A 24210-nucleotide genomic window follows, 5' to 3' on the forward strand; every position below is an offset into this window, starting at 1 on the left:
GCGGGCACGGCCAGCTTTGCGTATGCTCGGCGCATGTCCCGCCCTGCCACCGACACGGCCCCTGCGGCCGCTACCGAAACGCCCCGTCCGCGCGCGCTGCTGTCCTGGCGCATGCTGGCGATGGTCTACGACGCACTGCCGGTGCTGGCGCTGTGGATGCTGGCCGGCACGCTGTTCACCCTCGCCTACACCTTCAGCGGCCACGCGCAGCGCGAGAACATCGCACCGTTCAGCGCTTGGCAGTGGCTGCTGTGGGCGGTGTGCTGGGCGATCACGGGGTGGTATGCCACGGCCAGCTGGCGCCGCGGCGGGCAGACGCTGGGCATGCGGCCGTGGCGGCTGAAACTGCAGTCGCGCGATGGCACGCCGTTGCGGCGCGGCCAGCTGTGGCTGCGCTTCGCGGTGGGGACGCTGTCGCTGCTGCTGGGCGGCCTGGGATTCTGGTGGGCCTGGGTCGACCGCCAACGCCTGACCTGGCACGACCGCGCCAGCGGCACCCGCCTGGTGCGCATGCCCAAGCGGTGATGCACGATCTGTAGAGCCGAGCCCATGCTCGGCTGGCAGGCGGTGCGCAAAAAGCAGCCGAGCATGGGCTCGGCTCTACAGAATCCAGCACGCTGGGCCGGGATGCTGGTGGTCGTGGCACGGATGCCGAAGCGGTGGATTGCCCCGGTAGCGCCGGGCATGGCCCCGCGCTACCAGAATCAGCCCGACTTGCGCCGGAACAACAGTCCGGACACGGCCAGCATGACGATCGGCGGCAGCGCATAGGCAATGCGGTAATCGAACTTCAGCGCACCGGCCATGCGGCCGAAGAACAGCTGCAGCAGCCAGAAGCCCAGTGCAAACAGGATGCCCAGGAACAGGCGCTTGCCCATGCCGCCGCTACGCAGCGACCCGAACGCGAACGGCACCGCGGCCAGGCACAGCGCCAGCACGTTCACCGGGTAGAACCAGCGGCTCCAGTACACATCCTCGAAATCACGCGCATCCAGCCCGTTGCGCTGGCGGTAGGCAATGCTGGTGCTCAGCTCGGCCACGCTGAGGTTTCGCGGCTTGGCGATGCCGGTGGCCAGCGCCGCCGGATCCAGCTTCGAGTTCCACGGCTCACGCGCCACTTCCTGGCGGGTGGCCGAGCGCTCGCCGAAGGTGTCGCGACGCACCCCGGTCAGCACCCAACCGTCCTTGTCGTGCTCGGCGGTGGCGGCATGGGTCAACGAGGCGATATTGCCGTCTTCGGCGATCCGGTACAGCCGCACGTCACGCAGGATCAGCCGCGTGCCCTTGTCGCCCACCAGCTGTTCCTCGCCGCTCTGGGCGTTGAGGAAGGTGTCGCCTTCGCGTGCCCATAGGCCGGAGTAGCGGGTGGTGGAGATGTCCCGCCCCCACTTGGCACTGGCCTTCAATGCATCGGCACGGTCCTGTCCCCACGGGCCCAGCGTCTCGGCGCTGAGCACCATCACTGCGGTCAGCAGCGACAGCGCGATCGCCACCGACACGCTCAGGCGCTTGCGCGACAGGCCCAGCGCACGCAGGGCGGTCAGCTCCGAGGTCGCGGCCAGCTGGCCCAGACCCATCAGCGCGCCGATCACCGCGGCGGTCGGGAACATCGTGTAGGCGCGGCGCGGCACCGTGTACAGCACCCAGGCGGCGGCATGGCCCAGGGTGTAGCCGTTCTTGCCGATGTCCTTGAACTCGCCGGAGAACGCCATCACCACGTCCAGGCCGACCAGCACCGCCCAGGTCAGCAGCACCGTGGTGAACACCGACTGGCCCAGGTACAGATCGAAACGCATCGGGCGCAGCCTCATGCGCGGGCTCCCTTCGAGCGGCCCAGGCGGCCATCACGTGCATACATCCAGATCGCCAGCGCCAGCAGCGGCACGGTCAACCACCACAGGCCGAGCGCGGCCGGAATCTTGCCGTTGGCGATCCAGCCACTGCCGATGAACATCAGGTTGGTGCCCACCATGTAGGCCATCAGGGCCAGCATCATGCGGCCGTAGCGCTGCTGGCGCGGCGAGCTGCGGCCCAGCGGCACGGTCAGCAGGGCGAAGGCCAGCGCGATCAGCGGCGGTGCCAGGCGGCGGTGCAGCTGCGCCTGCGCCTGGGGGCGCTCATCGCCGATCAGCTGCAGGGTCGGCATCAGTTCCGGGTCGTCCTCGGTGCGGGTCTGTGCACCGTCGGGCAGGGCCACGTCGTTGCGGGCAAAGGTCGCCAGCCGGTAATCCAGCGCGCCGGCCACCGGGCCTTCCACCTGGTGGCCATCATCCAGCTCCAGGAAGCGCTGGCGGGTGCCCTCGAAGAACATGCGGCCACCATTGGCGGACACCACTTCCAGGCGGTCATCCTTCTGGCGCTGCAGGAACACCTTGCCCAGCTGGGTGCCATCGGGTGAGATCGAGGACAGGTACACCACGCCGCCATTGGGCAGCGGGGTGAAGCGGCCCGGCTCCAGGCCGGCCATCAGCACGCTGCGGTTGGCCTCGATGATCATCTGCTCGGCCATCCGGCCGGCCCACGGGCCCAGCCACAGCGAGCAGGCGCCGACCAGCAGCACCACCGGCACCACCAGCATCAGCAGTGGCCGCAGCAGCCGCTTGGGCCCCACGCCAATGGCGGTGATGACCGCCATCTCCGAGTCGCGGTAGAGCCGGGCCACGGCCAGCAGCAGGCCCAGCATCAGCGCCAGCGGCAGGATCAGCGGCAGGTAGGCGATGAACTGCAGGCCCAGCTGGGAGAACAGCAGCTTGGCCGGCAGGCGTCCGTCGGCGATGTTGCCGAGGATGTCCACCAGCACGCCGCCCACGCTGACCACCAGCAGGACGATCAGGGTAGCCAGGAAACTCTGGACGAAATCGCCCAGCAGGTATCGGTCGAGCTTCAGCATGGGGCGGTGGTTTAAACTCTGGGGTTCGTTCGCGGTGCCGCCCAGTCTACTGTCTGGGCGTAAACGGCCTGCGATTGTACGGACTCGCCAATGGAATCTGCTCAATGGCCCTCGAATTCACCCTGAACCACGTTGCTCCGGCCGCCGCCACCGTTGATTGCCTGGTGGTCGGCGCGTATGCCGACCATACCCTGACCCCGGCCGCGCAGGCCCTGGACGCCGCCAGCGGTGGCCGCCTGGCCGCCCTGGCCCAGCGTGGCGACCTGTCCGGCAAGACCGGCGCGACCACCCTGCTGCACGACCTGCCGGGCGTGACCGCGCCGCGCGTGCTGGTGGTCGGCCTCGGCGACGCCGCCCGCTTCGGCGTGCCGCAGTACCTGAAGGCCGTGGGCGACGCGGTGCGCGCGCTGAAGGCCGGCGCCGCCCGCAGCGCGCTGTTCACCCTGTCCGAAGTGGCCATCAAGGACCGCGACGCGGCCTGGGCGATCCGCCAGGCAGTGATCGCCGCCGATCACGCCGCCTACCGCTACACCGCCACCCTGGGCAAGAAGAAGGCCGACGATGCCGGCCTGGCCCAGCTGGCCGTGGCCGGTGACGACGCCCAGGCCCTGGCCCAGGGCCAGGCCATCGCCGCCGGTGTCGAGTTCGCCCGCGAGCTGGGCAACCTGCCGCCGAACTATTGCACCCCGGCCTATCTGGCCGACGTGGGCGTGAAGTTCGCCGGCGAGCACGAGGGTGCCGAAGCCGAGATCCTCGACGAGCACCAGATGGAAGTGCTGGGCATGGGCTCGCTGCTGGCCGTGGCCCGCGGTTCGGCCAACCGCCCGCGCCTGGTCGTGCTGAAGTGGAACAATGGCGGCGACGCCAAGCCCTACGTGCTGGTCGGCAAGGGCATCACCTTCGATACCGGTGGCGTCAACCTGAAGACCCAGGGCGGCATCGAAGAGATGAAGTACGACATGTGCGGCGGCGCCAACGTCATCGGCACCTTCGTCGCGGCGGTCAAGGCCAAGCTGCCGCTGAACCTGGTGGTGGTGGTGCCGGCGGTGGAAAACGCCATCGACGGCAACGCCTACCGTCCTTCCGACGTGATCACCTCGATGTCGGGCAAGACCATCGAAGTCGGCAACACCGACGCCGAAGGCCGCCTGATCCTGTGCGACGCGCTGACCTACGCACAGCGCTTCGAGCCGGCCGCGCTGGTCGACGTCGCCACCCTGACCGGTGCCTGCATGGTCGCCCTGGGCCACCAGACCGCCGGCCTGATGAGCAAGCACGACGACCTGGCCAACGAGCTGCTGGCCGCCGGCGAGCACGTGTTCGACCGCGCCTGGCGCCTGCCGCTGTGGGACGAGTACCAGCCGATGCTGGATTCGACCTTCGCCGACGTCTACAACATCGGCGGCCGCTGGGCCGGCGCGATCACCGCCGGCTGCTTCCTGTCGCGCTTCACCGAAGGCCAGCGCTGGGCCCACCTGGACATCGCCGGCGTCGCCAGCGATGAAGGCAAGCGTGGCATGGCCACCGGCCGCCCGGTCGGCCTGCTGAGCCAGTGGCTGCTGGACCAGGTCGCCCGCGCCTGATGCCGTACCCGACCCTGGCCGGCAGACGCCGGCCGGGGCCTCGCCCGGCACTGCCGGGCCCTTGCCTGACCCGGACCCTGCCATGCCCCGCGCCGACTTCTACCTGATCGCCAAGCCCCGCTTCCTGACCGAGCCGTTGCGCCTGGTCTGCGAACTGGCGCGCAAGGCCAACGACGCCGGGCTGTTCACCCTGGTGCTGGCCCGTGACCAGGCCCAGGCCGAGGAACTGGACGAGCTGCTGTGGGCGTTCGACAACGATGCCTACATCCCGCACCAGATTGCCGGCGAAGACATGGACGAGGAAGAGGCCCTGGTGCTGATCGCCGTACCCGGCACCGACGCGCCGGCACGCCCGCTGGTGATCAACCTGCGCGATGAGCCCTGGCTGGGCCAGTGCGAGCGTGTGCTGGAAGTGGTCCCGGCCGATCCGGAAGCGCGCGAACCGCTGCGCGAGCGCTGGCGCCAGTACAAGGCCGCCGGTTACGACCTCAACAAGCACGACATGTGAGCCCGGCGAGGACCCCTTGATGCGCCTGCTGATCGCCCTGATTCTTCCCTGGCTGTCCTTCTTCACCATCGGCCGGCCGCTGGCCGGGATCGTCTGCCTGATCCTGCAGATCACCCTGATCGGCTGGCTGCCCGCCGCCATCTGGGCCGCCTACGCGGTCAGCCAGTACCACACCGACCAGAAGATCCGCCGCGCCCTCGGGTCGCGCTGATCTCCCTTCCGCCTTGATTACCGGTTCCCCCGCATGACCCAACTCGCCTCCAGCTACGACCCGACGTCCTTCGAGACCGACCTCTACGAGGCCTGGGAGAAGGCCGGCCACTTCAAGCCGTCCGGCACGGGCGAGCCGTACACCATCCTGCTGCCACCGCCGAACGTGACCGGCACCCTGCACATGGGCCATGCCTTCCAGCAGACCCTGATGGATGCGCTGGTGCGCTACCACCGCATGCGCGGCTACGACACGCTGTGGCAGGTCGGTACCGACCATGCCGGCATCGCCACCGAAATGGTGGTCAGCCGCAACCTGGCGCTGGAAGGCAAGGGCGAGACCCGCGATTCGCTGGGCCGCGAAGGCTTCATCGGCAAGGTCTGGGAGTGGAAGCAGCAGTCCGGCGACACCATCGAACGCCAGATGCGCCGCCTCGGCACCTCCGCCGACTGGTCGCGCAGCACTTTCACCATGGACCCGCAGCCATCGGCGGCGGTCAACGAGGCCTTCGTGCGCTGGTACGAGCAGGGCCTGATCTACCGCGGCCAGCGCCTGGTCAACTGGGACCCGGTGCTGAAGACCGCCATTTCCGACCTGGAAGTGGAGAGCGCCGAGGAGGACGGCTTCCTGTGGTCGATCGCCTACACGCTGGATGACGGCCTGAGCTACGAACACGTCGAGCGCGATGCCGACGGCGTGGAAACCCTGCGCGAAACCCGCGACTACCTGGTCGTTGCCACCACCCGCCCGGAAACCCTGCTGGGCGATACCGCGGTGATGGTGCACCCGGAAGACGAGCGTTACGCGCACCTGATCGGCAGGAACGTGGTGCTGCCGTTGACCGGCCGGCGCGTGCCGGTGATCGCCGACGACTACGTGGACCGCGCGTTCGGCACCGGCGTGGTCAAGGTCACCCCGGCGCACGACTTCAACGACTATGAAGTGGGCGTGCGCCACAGCCTGCCGATGATCAACCTGTTCACCCCGGTGGCGGCGCTGAACGAGAACGCGCCGGAACGCTTCCGGGGCCTGGACCGCTATGAAGCACGCAAGGCCGTGCTGGCCGAGCTGGAAGATCTGGGCATCCTGGTCGAGACCAAGGCGCACAAGCTGCAGGTGCCGCGTGGCGACCGAACCGGCCAGGTGATCGAGCCGTACCTGACCGACCAGTGGTTCGTGAAGATGGACGACCTGGCCAAGCGTGGCCTGGAACTGGTCGAGGACGGAAGCATTGCCTTCGTGCCGCCGAACTGGATCAACACCTACCGCCACTGGATGAACAACATCCAGGACTGGTGCATCAGCCGCCAGCTGTGGTGGGGCCACCGCATCCCGGCGTGGTTCGATGCCGCCACCGGCAGCTGCTACGTCGGTCGCAGCGAAGAGGAAGTGCGGGCCAAGCACAACCTGGGCAGCGAGGTGGTGCTGAACCAGGAAAGCGACGTGCTGGAGACCTGGTTCTCCTCGCAGCTGTGGCCGTTCTCCACCCTGGGCTGGCCGAACGAACAGGCCATGGCCGAGCGCGGCTTCGACCGTTACCTGCCGTCGTCGGTGCTGATCACCGGCTTCGACATCATCTTCTTCTGGGTGGCGCGCATGATCATGGCCACCGACAACCTGGTCGGGAAGATCCCGTTCAAGGACGTGTACTTCACCGGCCTGATCCGCGACGGCCAGGGCCAGAAGATGTCCAAGAGCAAGGGCAACGTGCTCGACCCGCTGGACATCATCGACGGCATCACCATCGACGACCTGGTCGCCAAGCGCACCGGCGGCCTGATGCAGCCGAAGATGGTGGAGAAGATCGAGAAGGCCACCCGCAAGGAATTCCCGGACGGCATTGCTGCCCACGGTGCCGATGCGCTGCGCTTCACCATCGCCGCGCTGGCCACCCACGGCCGCGACATCAAGTTCGACATGAACCGCGCCGAGGGCTACAAGAACTTCTGCAACAAGCTGTGGAACGCCAGCCGCTTCGCGCTGATGAACACCGAAGGTGCGGCGTTCACCGGCGTGCCGACCCCGCGCACCGATGCCGAGCGCTGGATCCTTTCGCGCCTGGCCGCCACCACCGCCGAAGCGCAGGGCCATTTCGCCGCGTACCGCTTCGACCTGCTGGCGCAGTGCCTGTACGAGTTCGCCTGGAACGCGTTCTGCGACTGGTTCCTGGAGCTGAGCAAGCCGGCACTGAACGGTGCCGACGCGGCTGATGCCGAAAGCACCCGCCACACCCTGCTGTACGTGCTGGAAGCGCTGCTGCGCCTGCTGCACCCGCTCACCCCGTTCATCACCGAACAGCTGTGGCAGCAGCTGGCCCCGCGCCTGGGCCTGGCCGAAACCACGCTGTCGCTGCGCCCGTACCCGACCGCCGCCGAATTCGCCGGTGATTTCGCCCAGGCCGAGGCCGACGTGGAATGGCTGAAGGCGGTGATCAGTGCGGTGCGTCGCGTGCGCAGCGAATTGAACGTCGCGCCGTCCAGGCAGGTGCCGCTGCGCCTGCAGGCCGGCCTGGAGCAGGACCGCGTGCGCATCGAACGCTTCAGCGCCTCGCTGTCGTTCCTGCTGAAGCTGGACAGCATCCAGTGGCTGGCCGAGGGCGAAAGCGCACCGCCGGCGGCCGCCGCGATCGTGGGCGAGCTGAAGCTGCTGGTGCCGCTGGAAGGCCTGGTCGATCTCGATGCCGAGCGCGCGCGCCTGGACAAGGAGATCAAGCGCGTGGAAGGCGAGCAGGAAAAGAGCGAAACCAAGCTGGCCAGGTTCACCGACAAGGTGCCACCGGCGGTGGTCGATCAGGAGCGCGTGCGCCTGGTCGACTGGAACACCCAGCTGGCCGGCCTGCGCGAGCAGCGCGCGAAGCTGTAACGCCGCGCTCTGGTGCGTGCCAACCAAGGTTGGCCCCTGCCACGGCAGGGGAGGTTGGCACCTGCCACGGCGGGAGAGGTTGGCACCCACCGAAGCGGAATCGGAAACGCCGGGCGATGCCCGGCGTTTCCATTTGCCCCGCATGGCATCATCGGCGGATGCCGCTTTCCATCTTCCTGCTCGTCCTCGCTGCCGCGGCGCTGCATGCCAGCTGGAATGCGATCGTCAAGCGCGGCCCGGACAAGTTCCTCGGTACCGTGCTGGTGACCGGCAGTGCCGCGTTGCTGTCGGCCGCCGCCCTGCCCTTCCTGCCCTTCCCGGCCGCGCACAGCTGGCCCTGGCTGGCTGCGTCGGTGCTGCTGCAGGTGACCTACTACGGGCTGGTCGCGCGTTGTTACCAGCAGGTCGACATGAGCCTGGCCTACCCGCTGATGCGTGGCAGCGCGCCGATCCTGGTCGCACTGGCCGGCACCCTGCTCGGTGAGCCATTGCCCGCCGCAGCGTGGCTGGGCGTGGTGCTGGTGAGCACCGGCATCCTGTGCATGGCACTGGATGCGCGTGGCGGCCAACTGCGCCTGCCGCTGCTGACCGCAGCGATGATCGCCACCTACACGCTGGTCGATGCGCAGGGTGCGCGCCAGTCCGGCAGCGCGCTCAGCTACACGTTGTGGTTGTTCCTGCTGTCGGGCATCCCGCTGCCGCTGTGGGCGTTGTATACGCGCGGCGGCGCGGTACTGGACTATGCGCGGCAGCATTGGCCGCTGGGACTGGCCGGTGGCGTCGGCACCACCGCCTCCTATGCGATGGCGTTGTGGGCCATGACCCAGGCGCCGGTGGCAATGATCTCGGCGCTGCGCGAATCCTCGATCCTGTTCGCGCTGCTGATCTCGGTGTTCCTGCTGCGCGAGCGGGTGCCGCGCACGCGCTGGCTGGCAGCGTCGCTCATCGTGGGCGGCGTGCTGGCGTTGCGGCTGGCGTGAGCGACGCATCGGTAGTGCCGGCCGCTGGCCGGCAACCCGTCTGCGTTACAGCGGCGGCATTTCCTGCAGATCGCCGTCGACCAGCTCGATCGCCATCACGACCGCATCCTCGCGGCCCTGTGCAGCCGGGTAGTAGCGCGGGCGGCGGCCGATCTCGTTGAATCCTTCGCTGTGATACAGCGCCAGCGCCGGCGTATTGGACGGACGCACTTCCAGGAAGACGCGCTGTGCGCCACGGTCGGCGGCCAGCTGCACCAGCGCGCGCAGCAGCTGGCGGCCCAGCCCGCGCGACTGTGCCAGCGGATCGATGCAGATGTTCAGCACGTGCGCTTCATCGGCGGCGATGCTGAGCACGCCATAGCCGACCAGCAGGCCATCGCGCTCCATCGCCAGGCCGGGATAGCCGGCACGCAGGCAGTCGATGAAGATGCCGCGGGTCCAGGGAAAAGGATAGCCGCGCAGTTCGATCGCCATCACCGCATTGAGGTCGCTCTCGCGCAGCGCACGCAGGCTGACCGGGCCGGGCCGGGTGACCGCGCTCATGGCGTGCCCCGCTTGCGCAGGGCACGCAGCTGCGGCCACAGCGCACGCTTGGCGGCCGGGTCGTGGCGCAGCTGATCCAGCGGCCAGCTGTCCATCAACCGCTGCGTAGCCGGGTCGTTCGGGTTGCAGCCGGACGCACGCAGCAGCGCGATCTGCAGGCGATCCGGCAGGCGGACCACCGGCTGGCGCGCGTTGCCGCTGGGCATCGGGCGCTCAGCCGCCGGCACGGTATCCGGGGCACTGACCGGCGTTTCGCGGCGCGGCGGTGCCGGGCGTTCCGGGCGGGCTGCGGGCGCCACCCCGGCATGCTGTTCGCGCGACGGCACGGGGGCCCGCACCGGTTCCGGCGGGGCGACGCTGGCCTCGGCTTCGGCCACGCTCAACTGCAGCGCGGCATCCAGCTCGGCAGCCAGCTGGCCATCGTGATAGACGGTGTAGCCCATGGCCTGCAGCCAGGCCTGCTGGGCCGGTGACCACAGCACGGGCAGGTCCTCGCTCACGCGGCCTCGGGCTTCTTGCGCAGGCGCTGCAGGGCCCACATCACCGGGCCGGACAGGGCGTACAGGATGCCGACCGCGAACAGCACGCGCGGCAGGTCGATGACCGCAATGGCGATCGCCACCGGCACCAGTGCCAGCACCAGGAACGGCACGCGGTCCGAACGGGTGCCCTTGGCAGCGCCACCCTTGAAGCTCCAGAAGCGGATGCGGCTGACCATCAGCAGCGCAGCGATGATCGTCACCGCCAGCGCCACGTACCGCAGCTGGTTGCCGTCCCAGCCCAGGTTGCCATCGGCGAACGCCCAGACGAAGGACATCATCAGGCCCGCTGCGGCCGGGCTGGCCAGGCCGACGAACCAGCGCTTGTCGACCACCGCCACCTGGGTATTGAAGCGGGCCAGGCGCAGCGCCGCGCAGGCCGCATACAGGAAGGCCACGGCCCAGCCGACGCGGCCGAGCAGCGGATCGTCGAACTTCAGCCACGACAGCGACCAATGGTACATCACCAGCGCCGGGGCCATGCCGAAGCTGACCAGGTCGGCCAGCGAGTCGTACTGCACGCCGAATTCGCTGCTGGTACCGGTCAGGCGCGCCACGCGCCCGTCCAGGCCATCCATCACCGCCGCCACGAACACGGCGATGCTGGCATTGACGAAATCCCCGTTGGCCGCGGCGATGATCGCGTAGAAACCGGCGAACAGGCCGGCGGTGGTGAACAGGTTGGGCAGCAGGTAAATCGTGCGCGAGCGCGGCGGCGGTGTGATCGGGTCCATGGAATCCAGTTTAATCGACTTGCCAGCGGTCGGCGCCAATGCTGCAATCGGCGTTCTGCGCCCATTCCGTGGAGTCTGCCATGCGTGCCCTGTCCTGCCTTGGATGCCTGCTGCTGTTGGCCAGTGCCAACGCCGTGGCCGGCCCCGTCTACAAATGGAAGGACGCCCATGGCGTAACCCAGTATTCGGAGACCCCGCCGGCGGGCAAGAAGTTCGAGACCCGCGAGCAGGCCCGCACCCCGCAGGCCGCAGCCAGCACCGAGACCCCGGCCGCGCCGGTCCCCGGGCAGTGCAGCACGGCCCGGGCCAACCTGGCCCTGCTGGACGGTGGTGGCCAGGTGATGCAGGACACCGATGGTGATGGCAAGGCCGATACCCCGTTGACGCCGGAGCAGCACACCGCGCAGAGGGGATTGGCGGAGGCCGCCATCAAGGCGTACTGCCCACCGGCCGGTTAAGGGTATCGGCAGGGCTGCGCCCTGCACCTGCAGAGGCAACAGCAAGGGCAACAGCCGGCTCTGGGCTATCTGTGGGTTGGGCGGGGCGGTGTCGGTGGTAGATCCACGCCATGCGTGGATGAAATCTGTCAGATCTCGAATTGAATTCGGGGTCAGATCCGTTTTCCTGCGGAAAACGGATCTGACCCCAGGAGCCATTCCGACAGCTCGCAGGAAACTGTCGAAGGCGGGGTGGGTCCGGCGGCAGGGGTGTGAGCGCCATGGGCCCGAGGCATGCCTCGGGCGGGTTGGGCAGGACGCTCAACACCGGTCTTGCCGTGTGCGCAGGACAGCGCACACGAGCAAGCCGCGACCAAGCCCCCAGGGATGGGTTTACGGCGTCCCCTGCCGCCGGACCCACCCCGCCATCTCCCAGGAAACCCGTTTTTGCTGTTGCTGTTGCCGGCCAGCGGCCGGCACTACCCGCAGGTGCAGGGCGCAGCCCTGCCGATACCCCTCCCCCCGGCCGGGCTGGCAGAATAGAGGTCTCTGCCGTTATCCGAAGCCGACGATGCGCCTCTCCCAGTTCCACCTGCACACCACCAAGGAAACCCCCAGCGACGCCGAGCTGACCAGCCATCGGCTGATGCTGCGCGCGGGCATGATCCGCAAGCTGGCATCGGGCCTGTACACCTGGTCGCCGCTGGGCCTGCGCGTGCTGCGCAAGGTCGAGCGCATCGTGCGCGAGGAAATGGACCGGGCCGGTGCCGTGGAATTCCAGATCCCGACCATCCAGCCGAAGGAACTGTGGGAGCAGACCGGCCGCTGGCAGAAGTTCGGCCCGCAGCTGCTGAAGATCAAGGACCGCAAGGACCAGGTGTTCTGCTACAGCCCGACCGCCGAAGAAGCCGCCTGCGACTTCGCGCGCAGCGAGCTGTCCAGCTACAAGCAGCTGCCGGTGAACTTCTACCAGGTGCAGACCAAGTTCCGCGACGAGATCCGCCCGCGCTTCGGCGTGATGCGCTCGCGCGAGTTCCTGATGAAGGACGCCTATTCGTTCCACCTGCACGATGAGTGCCTGGTGCGCGAATACGAGAACATGAAGTCGGCCTACAGCCGCATCTTCACCCGCCTCGGCCTGGATTTCCGCATGGTGCAGGCGGACTCCGGTGCCATCGGCGGTGATGCGTCGCAGGAATTCCACGTCATCGCCGATTCCGGCGAGGACGCGCTGGTGTTCTCCACCGGCTCGGACTACGCAGCCAACATGGAAGCGGCGATTGCCGCCGACCCGGCGCCGCGTGCGGCCGCCACCGAAACGATGCGCAAGGTGGATACCCCCACCCAGAAGACCTGCGAGGACGTCGCGGCGCTGCTCGGCATCGACCTGCAGCGCACGGTGAAGTCGGTGGCGCTGATCGCCGGCGAAGGCAAGGCACAGCAGTTCGTGCTGGCGCTGGTGCGTGGCGACCATGAGGTCAACGAGATCAAGCTGGCCAAGGTCGCCGGCCTGGACGAGCAGCGCTTCGCCAGCGAGGCGGAAATCGCCGAGCACCTGGGCAGCGTGCCGGGCTTCCTTGGCCCGGTCGCCCCGGCCAAGGCCATCCGCGTGGTCGCCGATCGCGAAGTGGCGGCGATGGCCGACTTCGTCGTCGGCGCCAACGAAGCCGGTTTCCACCTGGCCGGCGTCAACTGGGGCCGCGACCTGCCGGAACCGGAAGTGGCCGACATCCGCAACGTGCGGGCCGGCGACCGTGCCGTGGACGGCGGTGAACTGAAGATCGCACGTGGCATCGAAGTCGGCCATGTGTTCCAGCTCGGCCGCAAGTACGCCGAAGCGCTGGATGCCACCGTGCTGGACGAGAACGGCAAGGCCGCGGTGATGGCGATGGGGTGCTACGGCATCGGCATCTCGCGCGTGGTGGCTGCCGCGATCGAACAGAACCATGACGATGCCGGCATCATCTGGCCGGACGCGATGGCGCCGTGGCAGGTGGTGGTGTGCGTGATCAACCCGAAGGGCGATGCGGCCGTGGCCGACGCCGCTGCCAACCTGCTGCAGGAGCTGCGCGACGCGGGCCTGGACGCTGCACTCGACGACCGCGGCCTGCGCCCGGGCGCGATGTTCGCCGACATGGAGCTGATCGGTATTCCGCATCGCGTGGTGGTCAGCGAACGCGGCCTGGCCGCTGGCACCTACGAGTACCGCTCGCGCCGCGCCAGCGACGCGGAGAACCTGGACAAGGCCTCCCTGCTGCAGCGTCTGCAGGGCTGATCAGGAAAAGACCGGAGCCTGCCCCGGTCTTTTTTTTTGCCCGCGCCCTTCCCCGATATTGCAGCGGACATAATCCGGTCAAAATCACCGCGACGGCGTCTGCATGCCGCCACGCCATGACCCGCCTGCATTTGTGCTGTGATTAATTCATCTCTATTCTGTCCGCCGACGCCATGGACTGGCTTGTCCCGTCCACACATTAGTTTCCGGAGTAACCGTAAATGAGCATTGACCTGACCGGCCTGTCAGCACGCGAGCTGGGCGCCCTGATCCGTACCGCCAAGAAGCAGCAGACCATCGTCGCCAAGCGCCGGCCGATCACCAAGGTCCGGGCCCAGCTGACCAAGCTGGCCAAGACCGAGGGTTACACCATCGAAGAACTGTTCGGCAGCGCCCCGGCCACGCGTGCCCGCAAGGCCGCCCCGGCCGCCAAGGCCCCGTCGAAGACCGCCGGCCGCAAGCTGGGCAAGGTTGCACCGAAGTACCGCAATCCGGCCAATCCGAAGGAAACCTGGACCGGCCGTGGCAAGCAGCCGCGCTGGATGGCTGAACTGACCGCCAAGGGCAACAAGAAGCCGGAAGATTTCCTGATCAAGAAGGCCTGAGGCCGGGATCAGGTTGGAATGAAAAACGCCGGCGGACGCCGGCGTTTTTCATTCTCCGGTGTGTGGACCGGGGTCCACACCCACCGACATCATCACAGGGTCTTGCGAGCGGGCATCAGCAGGTTGCCGAACAGCAGGCCGGCGACCAGCGCCATCACCACGTTGAGCACGGTGAGGAACACGCTCTGGCCGGCGCCGACATCCTGTTGCTGGACCAGGGTCAGCACGCCGCGCAGGCTGGTGCTGCCGGGCACCATCATGATGATGCCGGGCAGGCGGATGATCGCGCCCGGACGCCCGACCAGGCGACCGAACAGATTGCCGCCCGCGGTCAGCAGCATCGCCGACAGGAAGATGCCGGCCGGCGCCCCCCAGGCATGGCCGCCGAACTTGGAGATCGCATAACCGGCCACCGAGGCGGCGATCACCCACGGGTAATCGCGCCGGTTGGCCTTGAACAGCATCGCGAACGCAAAGGCCGCGGTCAGCAGCGAACCCCACTCCACCCACGGCCCCTGCGGCCGCGCGGCGCGGATCACCGGATCCAGCCCGAGCACGTCGGCCAGGGTCACCGCGATCATCGCGCCGACGCTGAGCTTCATGATGGTGGTCAGCGCGCCGGCAAAGCGCGCGGTGCCCGACACCCAGTGCTGGCTGGCCAGCTCATTGACCGCATTGGTCAGCGACATGCCGGGCAGCAGCACCACCAGCGAGGCGATGATCACCGTATTGAGGTTGAGCGCGCCAATGAAGGACGCCACCAGGGTGGCGACCATGCCGGCCAGCAGCGCCGCCAGCGCCTCGGCCGCTTCGCGGGTGGCCGGGCGGCGGTCGGTGACCATGCCGAGCAGGCCGATCATCAGGCCGATGACACCGGCGGTGGCGATGTCCAGCCACGGCAGCTTCCACATGCCGGCCACGCCGGCCGCGCCGAGGGTGAATGACAGGATGGTGCGCAGCTTGCCGCGCCGGCCCGGATCCTTGTCCAGCTGGCGCAGCGCGGTATGGCCCTGGGCGATGCTCATCCGCCCGTTGGACACTTCTTCGGCGATATGGTCGGCGACGCTGAGCTTGTGCAGGTCGTTCTCACCGGGCGCCAGGCGGATCACGCGGGTGATGTCGCTGGAGCCGATCGCCTGCGCCGGATCGCTGAAGCTGAGGATGATACCGGTGGGATTCGACCACGGTTCACAATCCAGATCGAGCTGGCGGGCCAGTGCCACCACCGCCGTTTCCAGGCGCTGGGCCGTGGTGCCATAGCTGTGCAGGCGTCCGGCGATCTCGGAAACAAAGGCCACGCGCTGTGCGTAGGTGGCCTGGGGCGTGGGGATCGTGTGAGCGTCTGCGGACATGCGCCGTAGTATTACCTACGCTGGGGCCCACCGGAGAAATTCATCCGAGTTCGACGCGAAGCCCGATACAGAACGGTTATGCTGCGACCCGAATGGCCCACGTCACCCCGAACCTCGCCCCCCAGCTCGAACAGGATGCCCATGACCCGGGCCTGATCCACCTGTCCGGCACCTGGACCTTGAAGACCGCGCTGGCCGCGGCCGAGGTCCTGCACGGCGTTCCCGACAAGCTGACCGGCATCGATGCCACCGGCATCGAGCAGCTGGATTCGGCCGGCGTGCTGCAGGTGCTGCGCGTGGCCCACCGTGCCGATCTGCACGAAGACGCACTGCAGTTCCGCGCGGACCACCAGGCGCTGGTGTGCACCATCGAGGAAGTGGCCGACGACCGCCCCAAGCCCAAGCGCGATTTCGGCGTGCTGGCCGCGTTGGAACGGCTGGGTGTCAGCGTCCACGCCACTGGCCACAACATCAAGGCGCTGTGCAGTTTCCTCGGCGAGAACCTGGTCAAGGCGGCCCGGCTGGTCAAGGAACCCCGCCGCTTCCGGCTGACCGCCACCGTGCACCAGATGGAGCAGGTGGGGCTGGATGCGGTACCGCTGGTGGCGCTGCTGTCCTACCTGGTGGGTGCGGTGATCGCATTCCTCGGCTCGACCATCCTGCGCGACTTCGGCGCCGAGATCTACGTGGTCGAGCTGGTCAACATCGCCTTCCTGCGCGAGTTCGCGGTACTGCTGACCGCGATCGTGCTGGCCGGCCGCACCGCCAGTGCGTTCACCGCGCAGATTGGTGCGATGAAGGCACGCGAGGAGATCGATGCAATGCGCACGCTGGGCCTGGACCCGGTCGACCTGCTGGTGCTGCCGCGACTGCTGGCGCTGCTGGTCACCCTGCCCTTGCTGACCTTCATCGCGATGATCGCGGGCCTGGCCGGCGGCATCACCGTCGGCGCGTTCGACCTCGACATCCCGCCGCAGATGTACATCGCGCGCATGCACGAGACGATGGAAGTGCGGCACCTGCTGGTCGGCCTGTCCAAGGCACCCGTGTTCGCGCTGGTGATCGGCCTGATCGGCTGCCTGGAAGGACTGAAAGTCGAGGGTACCGCGCAGTCGGTCGGCGAGCGCACCACCTCCAGCGTGGTGCAGACGATCTCGCTGGTGATCATCATCGACGCCTTCGCGGCGTTGTGGTTCATGCACATGGACTGGTGACATGAGCACATCCGCCCTCCCCGACTCCATCGACATGCGCGACGACCAGGGCCACGAACTGGCCATCCGCGTGCGTGGCCTGGTCAACCGCTTCGGCAGCCAGACCGTGCACGAAGACCTGGACCTGGATGTGCGCCGCGGCGAAATCCTGGGCGTGGTCGGCGGCTCCGGTACCGGCAAATCGGTGCTGATGCGCTCGATCCTCGGCCTGCGCGTGCCCGATGCCGGGCAGATCGAAGTACTCGGCCGCGACGCGCGTGCCGACGATGCAGAGAGCCGGCTGCACATCGAGCGCAACACCGGCGTGTTGTTCCAGGACGGCGCCCTGTTCTCCTCGCTGACCGTGGGCGAGAACGTGCAGGTGCCGCTGAAGGAACACCACCGCGAGCTGCCCGAGCGCTGGCACTACGAACTGGCGCTGCTGAAAGTGAAGCTGGCCGGCCTGCCCGCCGATGCGATCAACAAGCTGCCCTCGCAGCTGTCCGGCGGCATGCGCAAGCGCGCCGGCCTGGCCCGTGCGCTGGCGCTGGATCCGCCACTGCTGTTCCTGGACGAACCCACCGCCGGCCTCGACCCGATCGGCGCGGCCGCCTTCGACCGCCTGATCAAGACCCTGCAGGAAGCGCTGGGGCTGACCGTGTTCCTGATCACCCACGACCTGGACACGCTGTACGCGATCTGCGACCGGGTCGCGGTGATCGCCGACCGCAGGGTGGTGGCCAACGCACCCTTGCCTGACATCGAGAAACTGGATCATCCGTGGATCCAGGAATACTTCCACGGACCCCGCGCGCGCGCCGCGCGTGGCGAACAGATCGAGAGTGCCTGAGCCATGGAAACCAAAGCCAACTACGTGCTGATCGGCGCGTTCACCCTGATCACCGGCTTGGCCCTGCTGGCCTTTGGCCTGTGGGCCGCCAAATACTCCTCCGACCGTACCTGGCAGGAGTACCGCGTGGTGTTCCGCGAAGCGGTGACCGGCCTGTCGGTGGGCAGCCCGGTGCAGTACAACGGCATCGCGGTGGGCTCGATCACCGAACTGAACCTGGTGCCGGACGACCCGCGCCAGGTAGTCGCGCGCATCCGCCTGAACTCCAACACGCCGGTCAAGACCGATACCCGCGCCAAGCTGGCGATCACCAGCCTGACCGGCCCGTCGATCATCCAGCTCAGCGGCGGCACGCCGCAGTCGCCGGCGCTGACCACGGTCAACAAGGACCCGGCACCGATCATCCCGACCACGCCCTCTGCGCTGCAGAACATCACCGACGTCGCCAACCGCATCGTCGAGCGCATGGACCAGATCCTCAGCGACCGCAACGTGGCCTCGATCAACGCGACGCTGGCCAACCTGGAGACGATCAGCGGCGGCCTGGCCGACCGTGACCAGGGCACGCAGGCGCTGCTGCTCAGCGCGCGCGATGCCGCCCGCAGCCTGGACACCACGCTGAAGACCACCAACGGCACCATCGAGCGCCTGGACAGGAACCTGGTGCAGCAGCTGCCCGGCATCATCGACAAGCTCGACGCGACCCTGGCCAAGCTCGACTCGGCCGCCGGCAACGCCGATTCGATCCTTGGCGAGAACCGCGCCGCGATCAACAGCTTCGCCAACGATGGCCTCGGCCAGCTGGGCCCGACGCTGACCGAACTGCGCGGCCTGATCCGCGACCTGCGCCGGGTCAGCGACCGCCTCGAGAACAACCCCGCGCGCTACCTGCTGGGCCGCGACGCACCGAAGGAGTTCGAACCCAAATGAGCCCGACCACTCTTCCGCGCCTGCTGCTGGCCGCTTCGATGGTCACCCTGCTGGGGGGCTGCTCCATCCTCGGCAGCAGCGAGAAAACCGCGGTGACGCTGTACTCGCCGTCCGTGCAGGTCAAAGCGGACCCGGCGTGGCCGCAGGCCAGCTGGCAGCTGGTACTGGCCAAGCCCAGCGCCGCGCGCATGGTCGACAGCCCGCGCATCAATGTGCGGCCGACACCGTCGCAGCTTGAGATTTACAAGGGTGCCAGCTGGGCGCAGCCGGCCACCGACATGATCGAGGACACCCTGCTGCGTGGCTTCGAGGATTCCGGCCGCATCCGCGGCGTGGCCCGCAGCACCGCCGGCATCCGCGCCGACTACAAGCTGTCCACCGATGTGCGCCGCTTCGAATCGGATTACCAGGGCCAGGCCACGCCCACCGTGGTGATCGAGGTCAACGCCAAGCTGATCCATGTCGCCGACCAGCGTGTGGTCGCTGACCGCACCTTCCGCCAGGCGCAGCCGGTCGGCAGCACCGACGTACCGGCGGTGACCGCCGCGTTCGAGCGTGGCCTGCAGCAGCTGGCGCAGGACGTGGTGGGCTGGACGCTGCAGAGCGGGCAGGCCGACCAGCCGACCGTTGCGCGCTGATCGCAGCATTCGCCGGGCATGTGGTTACGGGGTCAGGTCCCTTTCCGGCCAGAAAGGGATCTGACCCCTTCTTCGTCAACGCGGCGAAATCCAACGGAAGGTCAGGTTGATCCGCTCGCCGTGCACCCGCGCCATCTTCGGCAGCGCGTGCTGGTAGAAGCGCTGGGTCTGTCCGGCCATCAGCAGCAGGTCGCCGTGGCCCAGCACGAATTCAGCCTTGCGTGCCGGGTCGTCGCGGCGTCGCAGCAGGAATCGGCGCGCCGCGCCCAGGCTCAGCGACGCGATCACCGGGGCCGGACCCAGCTCCGGCTCGTCATCGCTGTGCCAGCCCATGTAGTCACCGCCACCGCGGTAGCGGTTCAGCAGCACGCTGTTGAAGCGGCCGTGGCCTTCGGCTTCCAGGCGCCCGCGCATGGCCTGCAACACCGGCGGCCAGGGGCGCGGCACGAACTCGGCACCGGAATAGCGATAGCGGGCCTGCGGGTCGCCGATCCAGCAGCTCAGCCGCGGCGAGTCGACCCAGTTGCCGAACATGCGGATGCGATGGGTTTCCCAGGGCACTTCGGCCTGCAGCGAATACAGGAGCTGGTCGGCCTCGGCCGCAGCCAGCCATCCCGGCAGGTGCAGGACATCGGCATCGGGCAGGTCGTGGGGGAACAGCATGGCGGCACCTCAAGAAGCAGGGCGGCACGCTTGGCCGCCCTTGCAGCCTCAGCCCCGCCGGAACGCGACGCCGGTCTTTTCCTTCAGCTCTTCATCGCTGACACCCGGCGCGGCCTCCACCAGCAACAGGCCCTTGTCAGTCACGTCGAACACCGCCAGATCGGTGATGATGCGGTCGACCACGCCCACGCCGGTCAACGGCAGCGTGCATTCGGCCAGGATCTTGTGCTCGCCGTTCTTGGCAGTGTGCTCCATCAGCACCACAACGCGCTGCACGCCGGCGACCAGGTCCATTGCCCCGCCCATGCCCTTGACCATCTTGCCGGGCACCATCCAGTTGGCCAGGTCACCCTTGTCGGTGACCTGCATGGCGCCAAGGATGGCCAGGTTCACATGGCCACCGCGGATCATCGCGAAGCTGTCGTGGCTGCCGAAGTAACTGGCACCGGCACGCGCCGTAACCGTCTGCTTGCCGGCATTGATCAGGTCCGCGTCGACTTCAGCGTCGGTCGGGAACGGGCCGATGCCGAGCAGGCCGTTCTCCGACTGCAGCCACACATCCACGCCTTCGGGAATGTGATTGGCAACCAGCGTCGGCAGGCCGATGCCCAGGTTCACGTAGGCGCCATCGATCAGCTCCTGGGCGGCGCGTGCCGCCATCTCGTCACGGGTCCACGCCATGTCAGTTGCCCTCCGCGCGGATGGTGCGCTGTTCGATTCGCTTCTCAGGATGCGCGTTGTGCACGATGCGGTGCACATAGATGCCTGGCAGGTGCACCTGGTCCGGGTCGATGGCACCGACCGGCACCACCTCCTCCACTTCCACGATGCAGACCTTGCCGGCCATCGCACAGGCCGGGTTGAAGTTGCGTGCGGTCTTGCGGAACACCAGGTTGCCGGCCTCGTCGGCCTTCCAGGCCTTGACCAGTGCCAGATCGGCGCGCAGCGCCGTCTCCATCACGTAGTGCTTGCCGTCGAACTCGCGGGTTTCCTTGCCCTCGGCAACCACCGTGCCATAGCCGGTGGCAGTGAAGAATGCCGGAATACCCGCACCACCGGCACGCAGGCGCTCGGCCAGTGTGCCCTGCGGGTTGAACTCCAGCTCCAGCTCACCAGCCAGAAACTGCCGTTCGAATTCCTTGTTCTCGCCCACGTAGGACGAAATCATTTTCTTGATCTGCCGGGTTTCCAGCAGCTGGCCCAGTCCGAAGCCATCGACACCGGCATTGTTGGAGATCACGGTCAGGCCCTTGACGCCACTGTCGCGCAGCGCAGCGATCAGCGCCTCGGGAATGCCACACAGGCCAAAGCCGCCCACGGCCAGGGTCTGTCCATCGGCGACCACCCCCTGCAGGGCCTCCGTCGCACTGGCGAAGCGCTTGCCGCGCTTTCCGCCGGTCGTTGCCGGATTGCTCATCTACGCCCTCACTTCGTTGATGTAATCACACCATTCTAGGCCAGCACGGCAGACGGTCACGTGGCGTTGCGGCATGGAAACGCTTCCCATACAAGACAGGTACTACAATCGCGTGCTGAGCCACCCAAGGATCCCGATCAATGCCCCTGCCCGCCTTCAAGGCCTATGACATCCGCGGCCGCGTGCCGGAAGAACTGAACGAAGATTTGGCCCGCCGCATCGGCGTTGCCCTGGCGGCGCAGCTTGCGCCGGGCCCGGTGGTGCTGGGCCATGACGTGCGCCTGACCAGCCCCGCGCTGCAGGATGCACTGGCCGCAGGTCTGCGCGGTACCGGGCGCGAGGTGATCGACATCGGCCTGTGTGGCACGGAAGAGGTCTATTTCCAGACCGACCACCTGGGCGCGGCCGGCGGTGTGATGGTCACCGCCAGCCATAATCCGATGGACTACAACGGCATGAAGCTGGTCAAGGAAAACGCACGACCGATCAGCTCCGATACTGGCCTGTTCGCGATTTCCGATGCGGTTGCCGCCGATACGTCCGCGGCACAGCCGCCGCGTGCCGCGCAGAGCGCGCAGCACGACAAGAGCGCGTACATCCAGCACCTGCTGAGCTATGTCGACGCTGGCAAGCTGCGACCGCTGAAACTGGTGGTCAACGCCGGCAACGGCGGTGCCGGGGCCATCGTCGACCTGCTGTCGCCGCACCTGCCGTTCGAGTTCATCCGCATCTGCCACGAGCCGGACGGCAGCTTCCCCAACGGCATTCCCAACCCGCTGCTGCCGGAGAACCGCGCCGCCACCGCCGACGCCGTGCGCGAACACGGTGCCGATTTCGGCATTGCCTGGGACGGTGACTTCGACCGTTGCTTCTTCTTCGACCATACCGGCCGCTTCATCGAGGGCTACTACCTGGTCGGCCTGCTGGCCAAGGCAATCCTGGCGCGCAATCCCGGCGGCAAGGTCGTGCACGACCCGCGCCTGGTCTGGAACACCGTGGACATGGTCGAACAGGCCGGCGGCGTACCGGTGCAGTGCAAGAGCGGCCACGCTTTCATCAAGGAAAAGATGCGCGCCGAAGACGCGGTGTACGGTGGCGAGATGAGCGCCCACCACTATTTCCGCGAGTTCGCCTATGCCGACTCGGGCATGATTCCGTGGCTGCTGATCGCCCAGCTGGTTTCCGAAAGCGGGCGCTCGCTGGCCGACTGGGTCGAAGACCGCATGGCTGCCTACCCGTGCAGCGGCGAAATCAATTTCAAGGTCAGCGATGCCAAGGCCGCCGTCGCACGCGTGATGGAGCACTTCGCAGCGCAGTCGCCCACGCTGGACCACACCGATGGCATCAGTGCCGACTTCGGCGACTGGCGCTTCAACCTGCGCAGCTCCAACACCGAGCCGCTGCTGCGCCTGAATGTTGAAGCCCGGGGCGATGCCACACTGATGCAGGCACGTACCGACGACATCTCCCGCCTCATCCAGCAGTAACCGAGGAACGCATGAGCAGCATCCAGCCCGTCATCCTGTCCGGTGGATCCGGTACCCGCCTGTGGCCGCTGTCGCGCGAGGCGTACCCAAAGCAGTTCCTGCCGTTGGCGGGCGAACTGACGATGCTGCAGGCTACCTGGAAGCGCGTGGCGCCGATCGCCGCGCGTGGACCGCTGGTGATCGCCAACGAAGAGCATCGCTTCGTAGCCGCGGAGCAGCTGCAGCAGGTTGGCGCCGAGCCAGCCGCGATCATCCTTGAGCCGGTCGGCCGCAACACGGCACCGGCGATCGCGGTGGCCGCGCTGGAAGCCACCCGCGACGGCGGCGACGCGCTGCTGCTGGTGCTGCCCTCCGATCATGTGATCAACAACGAGACTGCATTCCGCAGCGCCGTCCAGGCTGCCGCCGCTGCCGCCGAAGCCGGAAAGCTGGTGACCTTCGGCATCGTGCCGACCGGCCCGGAAACCGGCTACGGCTATATCAAGGCCGCCGATGGCCAGGGCCTGCGCGCGGTCGAGCGCTTCGTCGAGAAGCCCGACCTGGGCACCGCCACCCGCTACGTCAGCAGCGGCCAGTACTACTGGAACAGCGGCATGTTCCTGTTCAAGGCCTCGCGCTACCTTCAGGAGCTGGAACGCTTCCAGCCCGCCATGCTCGCCGGCAGCCGCCGGGCCTGGCAGCAGGCGCGTCGCGATGCCGATTTCACCCGCCTGGACAAGGAGGCCTTCACTGCCGTTCCGTCCGATTCGATCGACTATGCGGTGATGGAGAAGACCGCCGATGCCGTGGTGATTCCACTGGATGCCGGCTGGAACGATGTCGGCTCGTGGACCGCGCTGCGCGATGTCTCGCAGCAGGACGGCGATGGCAACGCCCACCAGGGCGACGTGATCGCCATCGACTGCCGCAACACCTATGCCTACGCACAGCGCCTGGTGGCGCTGGTCGGGCTGGATGACGTGGTGGTGGTGGAAACCGACGACGCGGTGCTGGTCGGCAAGGCCGACCGCATGCAGGAGGTCAAGACCGTAGTGGCGCAGCTGAAGGCCGAAGGCCGCAGCGAGGCCACCTGGCACCGCAAGGTCTATCGCCCGTGGGGTGCCTACGATTCGATCGACAACGGCGAGCGCTTCCAGGTCAAGCGGATCACGGTCAAGCCCGGCGGCACGCTGAGCCTGCAGATGCATCACCATCGCGCCGAACACTGGATCGTGGTCAGCGGCACCGCTGAAGTGACCCGTGGTGACGAGGTGATCCTGCTCAGCGAGAACCAGAGCACCTATATTCCGCTGGGCGTGACCCACCGCCTGCGCAATCCGGGCAAGCTGCCGCTGGAACTGATCGAAGTGCAGTCCGGCAGCTACCTGGGCGAGGATGACATCGTGCGGTTCGAGGATACCTACGGGCGCAGCTGAGGTTTGTCCGGGTCGGATCCCGTTGCTGCGCAACGGGCTCTGACCCGTTCCTGATCGGCCCGGCAGCGCTGCGTCGCCGGGCATGGCCCGGCGCTACG

At 67.7% G+C, this 24210-nt stretch carries 24 protein-coding genes; 15 read left to right on the forward strand and 9 right to left on the reverse strand.

Features of this window, described 5'->3' with window-relative positions; genetic code table 11:
* Positions 1–33: 33 nt before the first annotated feature.
* Complete coding sequence (locus AC5P7F_RS16910; protein WP_046428429.1) at positions 34–525, forward strand: RDD family protein; 492 nt, start codon at positions 34–36, stop codon at positions 523–525.
* Between the two features lie 179 nt (positions 526–704).
* On the opposite strand, the gene lptG is transcribed toward AC5P7F_RS16910, so the two are convergent.
* Together lptG and lptF are read right to left on the reverse strand one after the other, a co-directional pair.
* Positions 705–1811 (reverse strand): LPS export ABC transporter permease LptG, encoded by a 1107-nt coding sequence (gene lptG, locus AC5P7F_RS16915; RefSeq protein WP_032962258.1) that lies wholly within the window; start codon positions 1809–1811, stop codon positions 705–707.
* On the reverse strand, positions 1808–2890 hold the full coding sequence (gene lptF / locus AC5P7F_RS16920; RefSeq protein ID WP_032962260.1) for an LPS export ABC transporter permease LptF: 1083 nt from the start codon (positions 2888–2890) through the stop codon (positions 1808–1810). Before lptF ends, lptG begins: the two co-directional genes overlap by 4 nt.
* 104 nt (positions 2891–2994) lie before the next feature.
* Between lptF and AC5P7F_RS16925 the strand changes: the two genes are divergently transcribed.
* The 5 genes from AC5P7F_RS16925 (at position 2995) to AC5P7F_RS16945 (ending at position 9034) form a co-directional block, all read left to right on the forward strand.
* Positions 2995–4473: a leucyl aminopeptidase gene (locus AC5P7F_RS16925; RefSeq protein ID WP_495204186.1), complete on the forward strand. Its 1479-nt coding sequence runs from the start codon at positions 2995–2997 to the stop codon at positions 4471–4473.
* An 82-nt stretch (positions 4474–4555) separates the two neighbouring features.
* On the forward strand, positions 4556–4981 hold the full coding sequence (locus AC5P7F_RS16930; protein ID WP_014645876.1) for a DNA polymerase III subunit chi: 426 nt from the start codon (positions 4556–4558) through the stop codon (positions 4979–4981).
* A 19-nt stretch (positions 4982–5000) separates the two neighbouring features.
* On the forward strand, positions 5001–5192 hold the full coding sequence (locus tag AC5P7F_RS16935; RefSeq protein ID WP_014035920.1) for a YqaE/Pmp3 family membrane protein: 192 nt from the start codon (positions 5001–5003) through the stop codon (positions 5190–5192).
* A 33-nt stretch (positions 5193–5225) separates the two neighbouring features.
* Positions 5226–8054, forward strand: a complete 2829-nt coding sequence (locus AC5P7F_RS16940; protein WP_046428421.1) for a valine--tRNA ligase — start codon at positions 5226–5228, stop codon at positions 8052–8054.
* 158 nt (positions 8055–8212) lie between these two features.
* A complete protein-coding gene (locus tag AC5P7F_RS16945) occupies positions 8213–9034 on the forward strand; it encodes an EamA family transporter (protein ID WP_046428418.1) in 822 nt (273 codons plus the stop codon).
* A gap of 45 nt (positions 9035–9079) precedes the next feature.
* Here AC5P7F_RS16945 and rimI read toward each other — a convergent pair whose 3' ends face one another.
* From rimI to pssA, 3 genes are read right to left on the reverse strand one after another with little or no spacing between them, the layout of a single operon-like run.
* Complete coding sequence (gene rimI / locus AC5P7F_RS16950; RefSeq protein ID WP_014645873.1) at positions 9080–9577, reverse strand: ribosomal protein S18-alanine N-acetyltransferase; 498 nt, start codon at positions 9575–9577, stop codon at positions 9080–9082.
* A complete protein-coding gene (locus AC5P7F_RS16955; RefSeq protein ID WP_032962270.1) occupies positions 9574–10077 on the reverse strand; it encodes a hypothetical protein in 504 nt (167 codons plus the stop codon). Before AC5P7F_RS16955 ends, rimI begins: the two co-directional genes overlap by 4 nt.
* Positions 10074–10850 carry a CDP-diacylglycerol--serine O-phosphatidyltransferase gene (gene pssA, locus AC5P7F_RS16960; RefSeq protein ID WP_032962272.1) on the reverse strand — a complete coding sequence of 259 codons (777 nt, stop codon included), beginning with the start codon at positions 10848–10850 and terminating at the stop codon, positions 10074–10076. The genes AC5P7F_RS16955 and pssA overlap by 4 nt, the downstream gene beginning before the upstream one ends.
* 80 nt (positions 10851–10930) lie before the next feature.
* On the opposite strand from pssA, the gene AC5P7F_RS16965 reads away from it, so the two are divergent.
* The 3 genes from AC5P7F_RS16965 (at position 10931) to AC5P7F_RS16975 (ending at position 14167) form a co-directional block, all read left to right on the forward strand.
* Positions 10931–11308, forward strand: a complete 378-nt coding sequence (locus tag AC5P7F_RS16965; RefSeq protein WP_046428468.1) for a DUF4124 domain-containing protein — start codon at positions 10931–10933, stop codon at positions 11306–11308.
* Positions 11309–11858: 550 nt separating this feature from the next.
* Positions 11859–13562 carry a proline--tRNA ligase gene (locus AC5P7F_RS16970; RefSeq protein ID WP_046428415.1) on the forward strand — a complete coding sequence of 568 codons (1704 nt, stop codon included), beginning with the start codon at positions 11859–11861 and terminating at the stop codon, positions 13560–13562.
* 221 nt (positions 13563–13783) lie between these two features.
* A complete protein-coding gene (locus AC5P7F_RS16975; RefSeq protein WP_010480700.1) occupies positions 13784–14167 on the forward strand; it encodes an H-NS histone family protein in 384 nt (127 codons plus the stop codon).
* A gap of 92 nt (positions 14168–14259) precedes the next feature.
* Here AC5P7F_RS16975 and AC5P7F_RS16980 read toward each other — a convergent pair whose 3' ends face one another.
* Entirely contained in the window at positions 14260–15519 is a 1260-nt protein-coding gene (locus tag AC5P7F_RS16980) for a threonine/serine exporter family protein (RefSeq protein WP_046428410.1), read from the reverse strand.
* A gap of 92 nt (positions 15520–15611) precedes the next feature.
* Between AC5P7F_RS16980 and AC5P7F_RS16985 the strand changes: the two genes are divergently transcribed.
* From AC5P7F_RS16985 to AC5P7F_RS17000, 4 genes are read left to right on the forward strand one after another with little or no spacing between them, the layout of a single operon-like run.
* Complete coding sequence (locus AC5P7F_RS16985) at positions 15612–16733, forward strand: MlaE family ABC transporter permease (protein ID WP_014645867.1); 1122 nt, start codon at positions 15612–15614, stop codon at positions 16731–16733.
* Between the two features lies 1 nt (position 16734).
* Positions 16735–17562, forward strand: a complete 828-nt coding sequence (locus AC5P7F_RS16990; RefSeq protein ID WP_046428302.1) for an ABC transporter ATP-binding protein — start codon at positions 16735–16737, stop codon at positions 17560–17562.
* A 3-nt stretch (positions 17563–17565) separates the two neighbouring features.
* The gene (locus AC5P7F_RS16995; protein ID WP_014645865.1) at positions 17566–18492 is read left to right on the forward strand and encodes an MlaD family protein; all 927 of its coding nucleotides are present in this window, start codon (positions 17566–17568) and stop codon (positions 18490–18492) included.
* The gene (locus AC5P7F_RS17000; RefSeq protein WP_014645864.1) at positions 18489–19130 is read left to right on the forward strand and encodes an ABC-type transport auxiliary lipoprotein family protein; all 642 of its coding nucleotides are present in this window, start codon (positions 18489–18491) and stop codon (positions 19128–19130) included. Before AC5P7F_RS16995 ends, AC5P7F_RS17000 begins: the two co-directional genes overlap by 4 nt.
* Before the next feature lie 75 nt (positions 19131–19205).
* Here the strand turns inward: AC5P7F_RS17000 and AC5P7F_RS17005 are convergent, their stop codons facing one another.
* Genes AC5P7F_RS17005 through AC5P7F_RS17015 form a run of 3 tightly spaced genes read right to left on the reverse strand, consistent with a single transcriptional unit; the run spans position 19206 to position 21210 of the window.
* Positions 19206–19793, reverse strand: a complete 588-nt coding sequence (locus AC5P7F_RS17005; protein ID WP_014645863.1) for an alpha-ketoglutarate-dependent dioxygenase AlkB family protein — start codon at positions 19791–19793, stop codon at positions 19206–19208.
* Between the two features lie 48 nt (positions 19794–19841).
* Entirely contained in the window at positions 19842–20474 is a 633-nt protein-coding gene (locus tag AC5P7F_RS17010) for a CoA transferase subunit B (RefSeq protein WP_014645862.1), read from the reverse strand.
* A 1-nt stretch (position 20475) separates the two neighbouring features.
* Positions 20476–21210 (reverse strand): CoA transferase subunit A, encoded by a 735-nt coding sequence (locus tag AC5P7F_RS17015; RefSeq protein WP_014645861.1) that lies wholly within the window; start codon positions 21208–21210, stop codon positions 20476–20478.
* A gap of 140 nt (positions 21211–21350) precedes the next feature.
* Here AC5P7F_RS17015 and AC5P7F_RS17020 point away from each other — a divergent pair, with 140 nt between their 5' ends.
* Together AC5P7F_RS17020 and AC5P7F_RS17025 are read left to right on the forward strand one after the other, a co-directional pair.
* Positions 21351–22697, forward strand: a complete 1347-nt coding sequence (locus tag AC5P7F_RS17020; RefSeq protein ID WP_014645860.1) for a phosphohexomutase domain-containing protein — start codon at positions 21351–21353, stop codon at positions 22695–22697.
* Positions 22698–22708: 11 nt separating this feature from the next.
* The gene (locus AC5P7F_RS17025) at positions 22709–24112 is read left to right on the forward strand and encodes a mannose-1-phosphate guanylyltransferase/mannose-6-phosphate isomerase (RefSeq protein ID WP_046428297.1); all 1404 of its coding nucleotides are present in this window, start codon (positions 22709–22711) and stop codon (positions 24110–24112) included.
* Positions 24113–24210: the final 98 nt, after the last annotated feature.

The sequence above is a fragment of the Stenotrophomonas sp. YJH_SMC_105-26 genome (genome assembly GCF_059368915.1).

Excerpts from the sequence above, each read along its gene's own strand:
- AC5P7F_RS16910 (WP_046428429.1), top strand. The coding sequence starts at position 34 with ATGTCCCGCCCTGCCACCGACACGGCCCCTGCGGCCGCTACCGAAACG.
- lptG (WP_032962258.1), bottom strand. The coding sequence starts at position 1,811 with ATGAGGCTGCGCCCGATGCGTTTCGATCTGTACCTGGGCCAGTCGGTG.
- lptF (WP_032962260.1), bottom strand. The coding sequence starts at position 2,890 with ATGCTGAAGCTCGACCGATACCTGCTGGGCGATTTCGTCCAGAGTTTC.
- AC5P7F_RS16925 (WP_495204186.1), top strand. The coding sequence starts at position 2,995 with ATGGCCCTCGAATTCACCCTGAACCACGTTGCTCCGGCCGCCGCCACC.
- AC5P7F_RS16930 (WP_014645876.1), top strand. The coding sequence starts at position 4,556 with ATGCCCCGCGCCGACTTCTACCTGATCGCCAAGCCCCGCTTCCTGACC.
- AC5P7F_RS16935 (WP_014035920.1), top strand. The coding sequence starts at position 5,001 with ATGCGCCTGCTGATCGCCCTGATTCTTCCCTGGCTGTCCTTCTTCACC.
- AC5P7F_RS16940 (WP_046428421.1), top strand. The coding sequence starts at position 5,226 with ATGACCCAACTCGCCTCCAGCTACGACCCGACGTCCTTCGAGACCGAC.
- AC5P7F_RS16945 (WP_046428418.1), top strand. The coding sequence starts at position 8,213 with ATGCCGCTTTCCATCTTCCTGCTCGTCCTCGCTGCCGCGGCGCTGCAT.
- rimI (WP_014645873.1), bottom strand. The coding sequence starts at position 9,577 with ATGAGCGCGGTCACCCGGCCCGGCCCGGTCAGCCTGCGTGCGCTGCGC.
- pssA (WP_032962272.1), bottom strand. The coding sequence starts at position 10,850 with ATGGACCCGATCACACCGCCGCCGCGCTCGCGCACGATTTACCTGCTG.
- AC5P7F_RS16965 (WP_046428468.1), top strand. The coding sequence starts at position 10,931 with ATGCGTGCCCTGTCCTGCCTTGGATGCCTGCTGCTGTTGGCCAGTGCC.
- AC5P7F_RS16970 (WP_046428415.1), top strand. The coding sequence starts at position 11,859 with ATGCGCCTCTCCCAGTTCCACCTGCACACCACCAAGGAAACCCCCAGC.
- AC5P7F_RS16975 (WP_010480700.1), top strand. The coding sequence starts at position 13,784 with ATGAGCATTGACCTGACCGGCCTGTCAGCACGCGAGCTGGGCGCCCTG.
- AC5P7F_RS16980 (WP_046428410.1), bottom strand. The coding sequence starts at position 15,519 with ATGTCCGCAGACGCTCACACGATCCCCACGCCCCAGGCCACCTACGCA.
- AC5P7F_RS16985 (WP_014645867.1), top strand. The coding sequence starts at position 15,612 with ATGGCCCACGTCACCCCGAACCTCGCCCCCCAGCTCGAACAGGATGCC.
- AC5P7F_RS16990 (WP_046428302.1), top strand. The coding sequence starts at position 16,735 with ATGAGCACATCCGCCCTCCCCGACTCCATCGACATGCGCGACGACCAG.
- AC5P7F_RS16995 (WP_014645865.1), top strand. The coding sequence starts at position 17,566 with ATGGAAACCAAAGCCAACTACGTGCTGATCGGCGCGTTCACCCTGATC.
- AC5P7F_RS17000 (WP_014645864.1), top strand. The coding sequence starts at position 18,489 with ATGAGCCCGACCACTCTTCCGCGCCTGCTGCTGGCCGCTTCGATGGTC.
- AC5P7F_RS17005 (WP_014645863.1), bottom strand. The coding sequence starts at position 19,793 with ATGCTGTTCCCCCACGACCTGCCCGATGCCGATGTCCTGCACCTGCCG.
- AC5P7F_RS17010 (WP_014645862.1), bottom strand. The coding sequence starts at position 20,474 with ATGGCGTGGACCCGTGACGAGATGGCGGCACGCGCCGCCCAGGAGCTG.
- AC5P7F_RS17015 (WP_014645861.1), bottom strand. The coding sequence starts at position 21,210 with ATGAGCAATCCGGCAACGACCGGCGGAAAGCGCGGCAAGCGCTTCGCC.
- AC5P7F_RS17020 (WP_014645860.1), top strand. The coding sequence starts at position 21,351 with ATGCCCCTGCCCGCCTTCAAGGCCTATGACATCCGCGGCCGCGTGCCG.
- AC5P7F_RS17025 (WP_046428297.1), top strand. The coding sequence starts at position 22,709 with ATGAGCAGCATCCAGCCCGTCATCCTGTCCGGTGGATCCGGTACCCGC.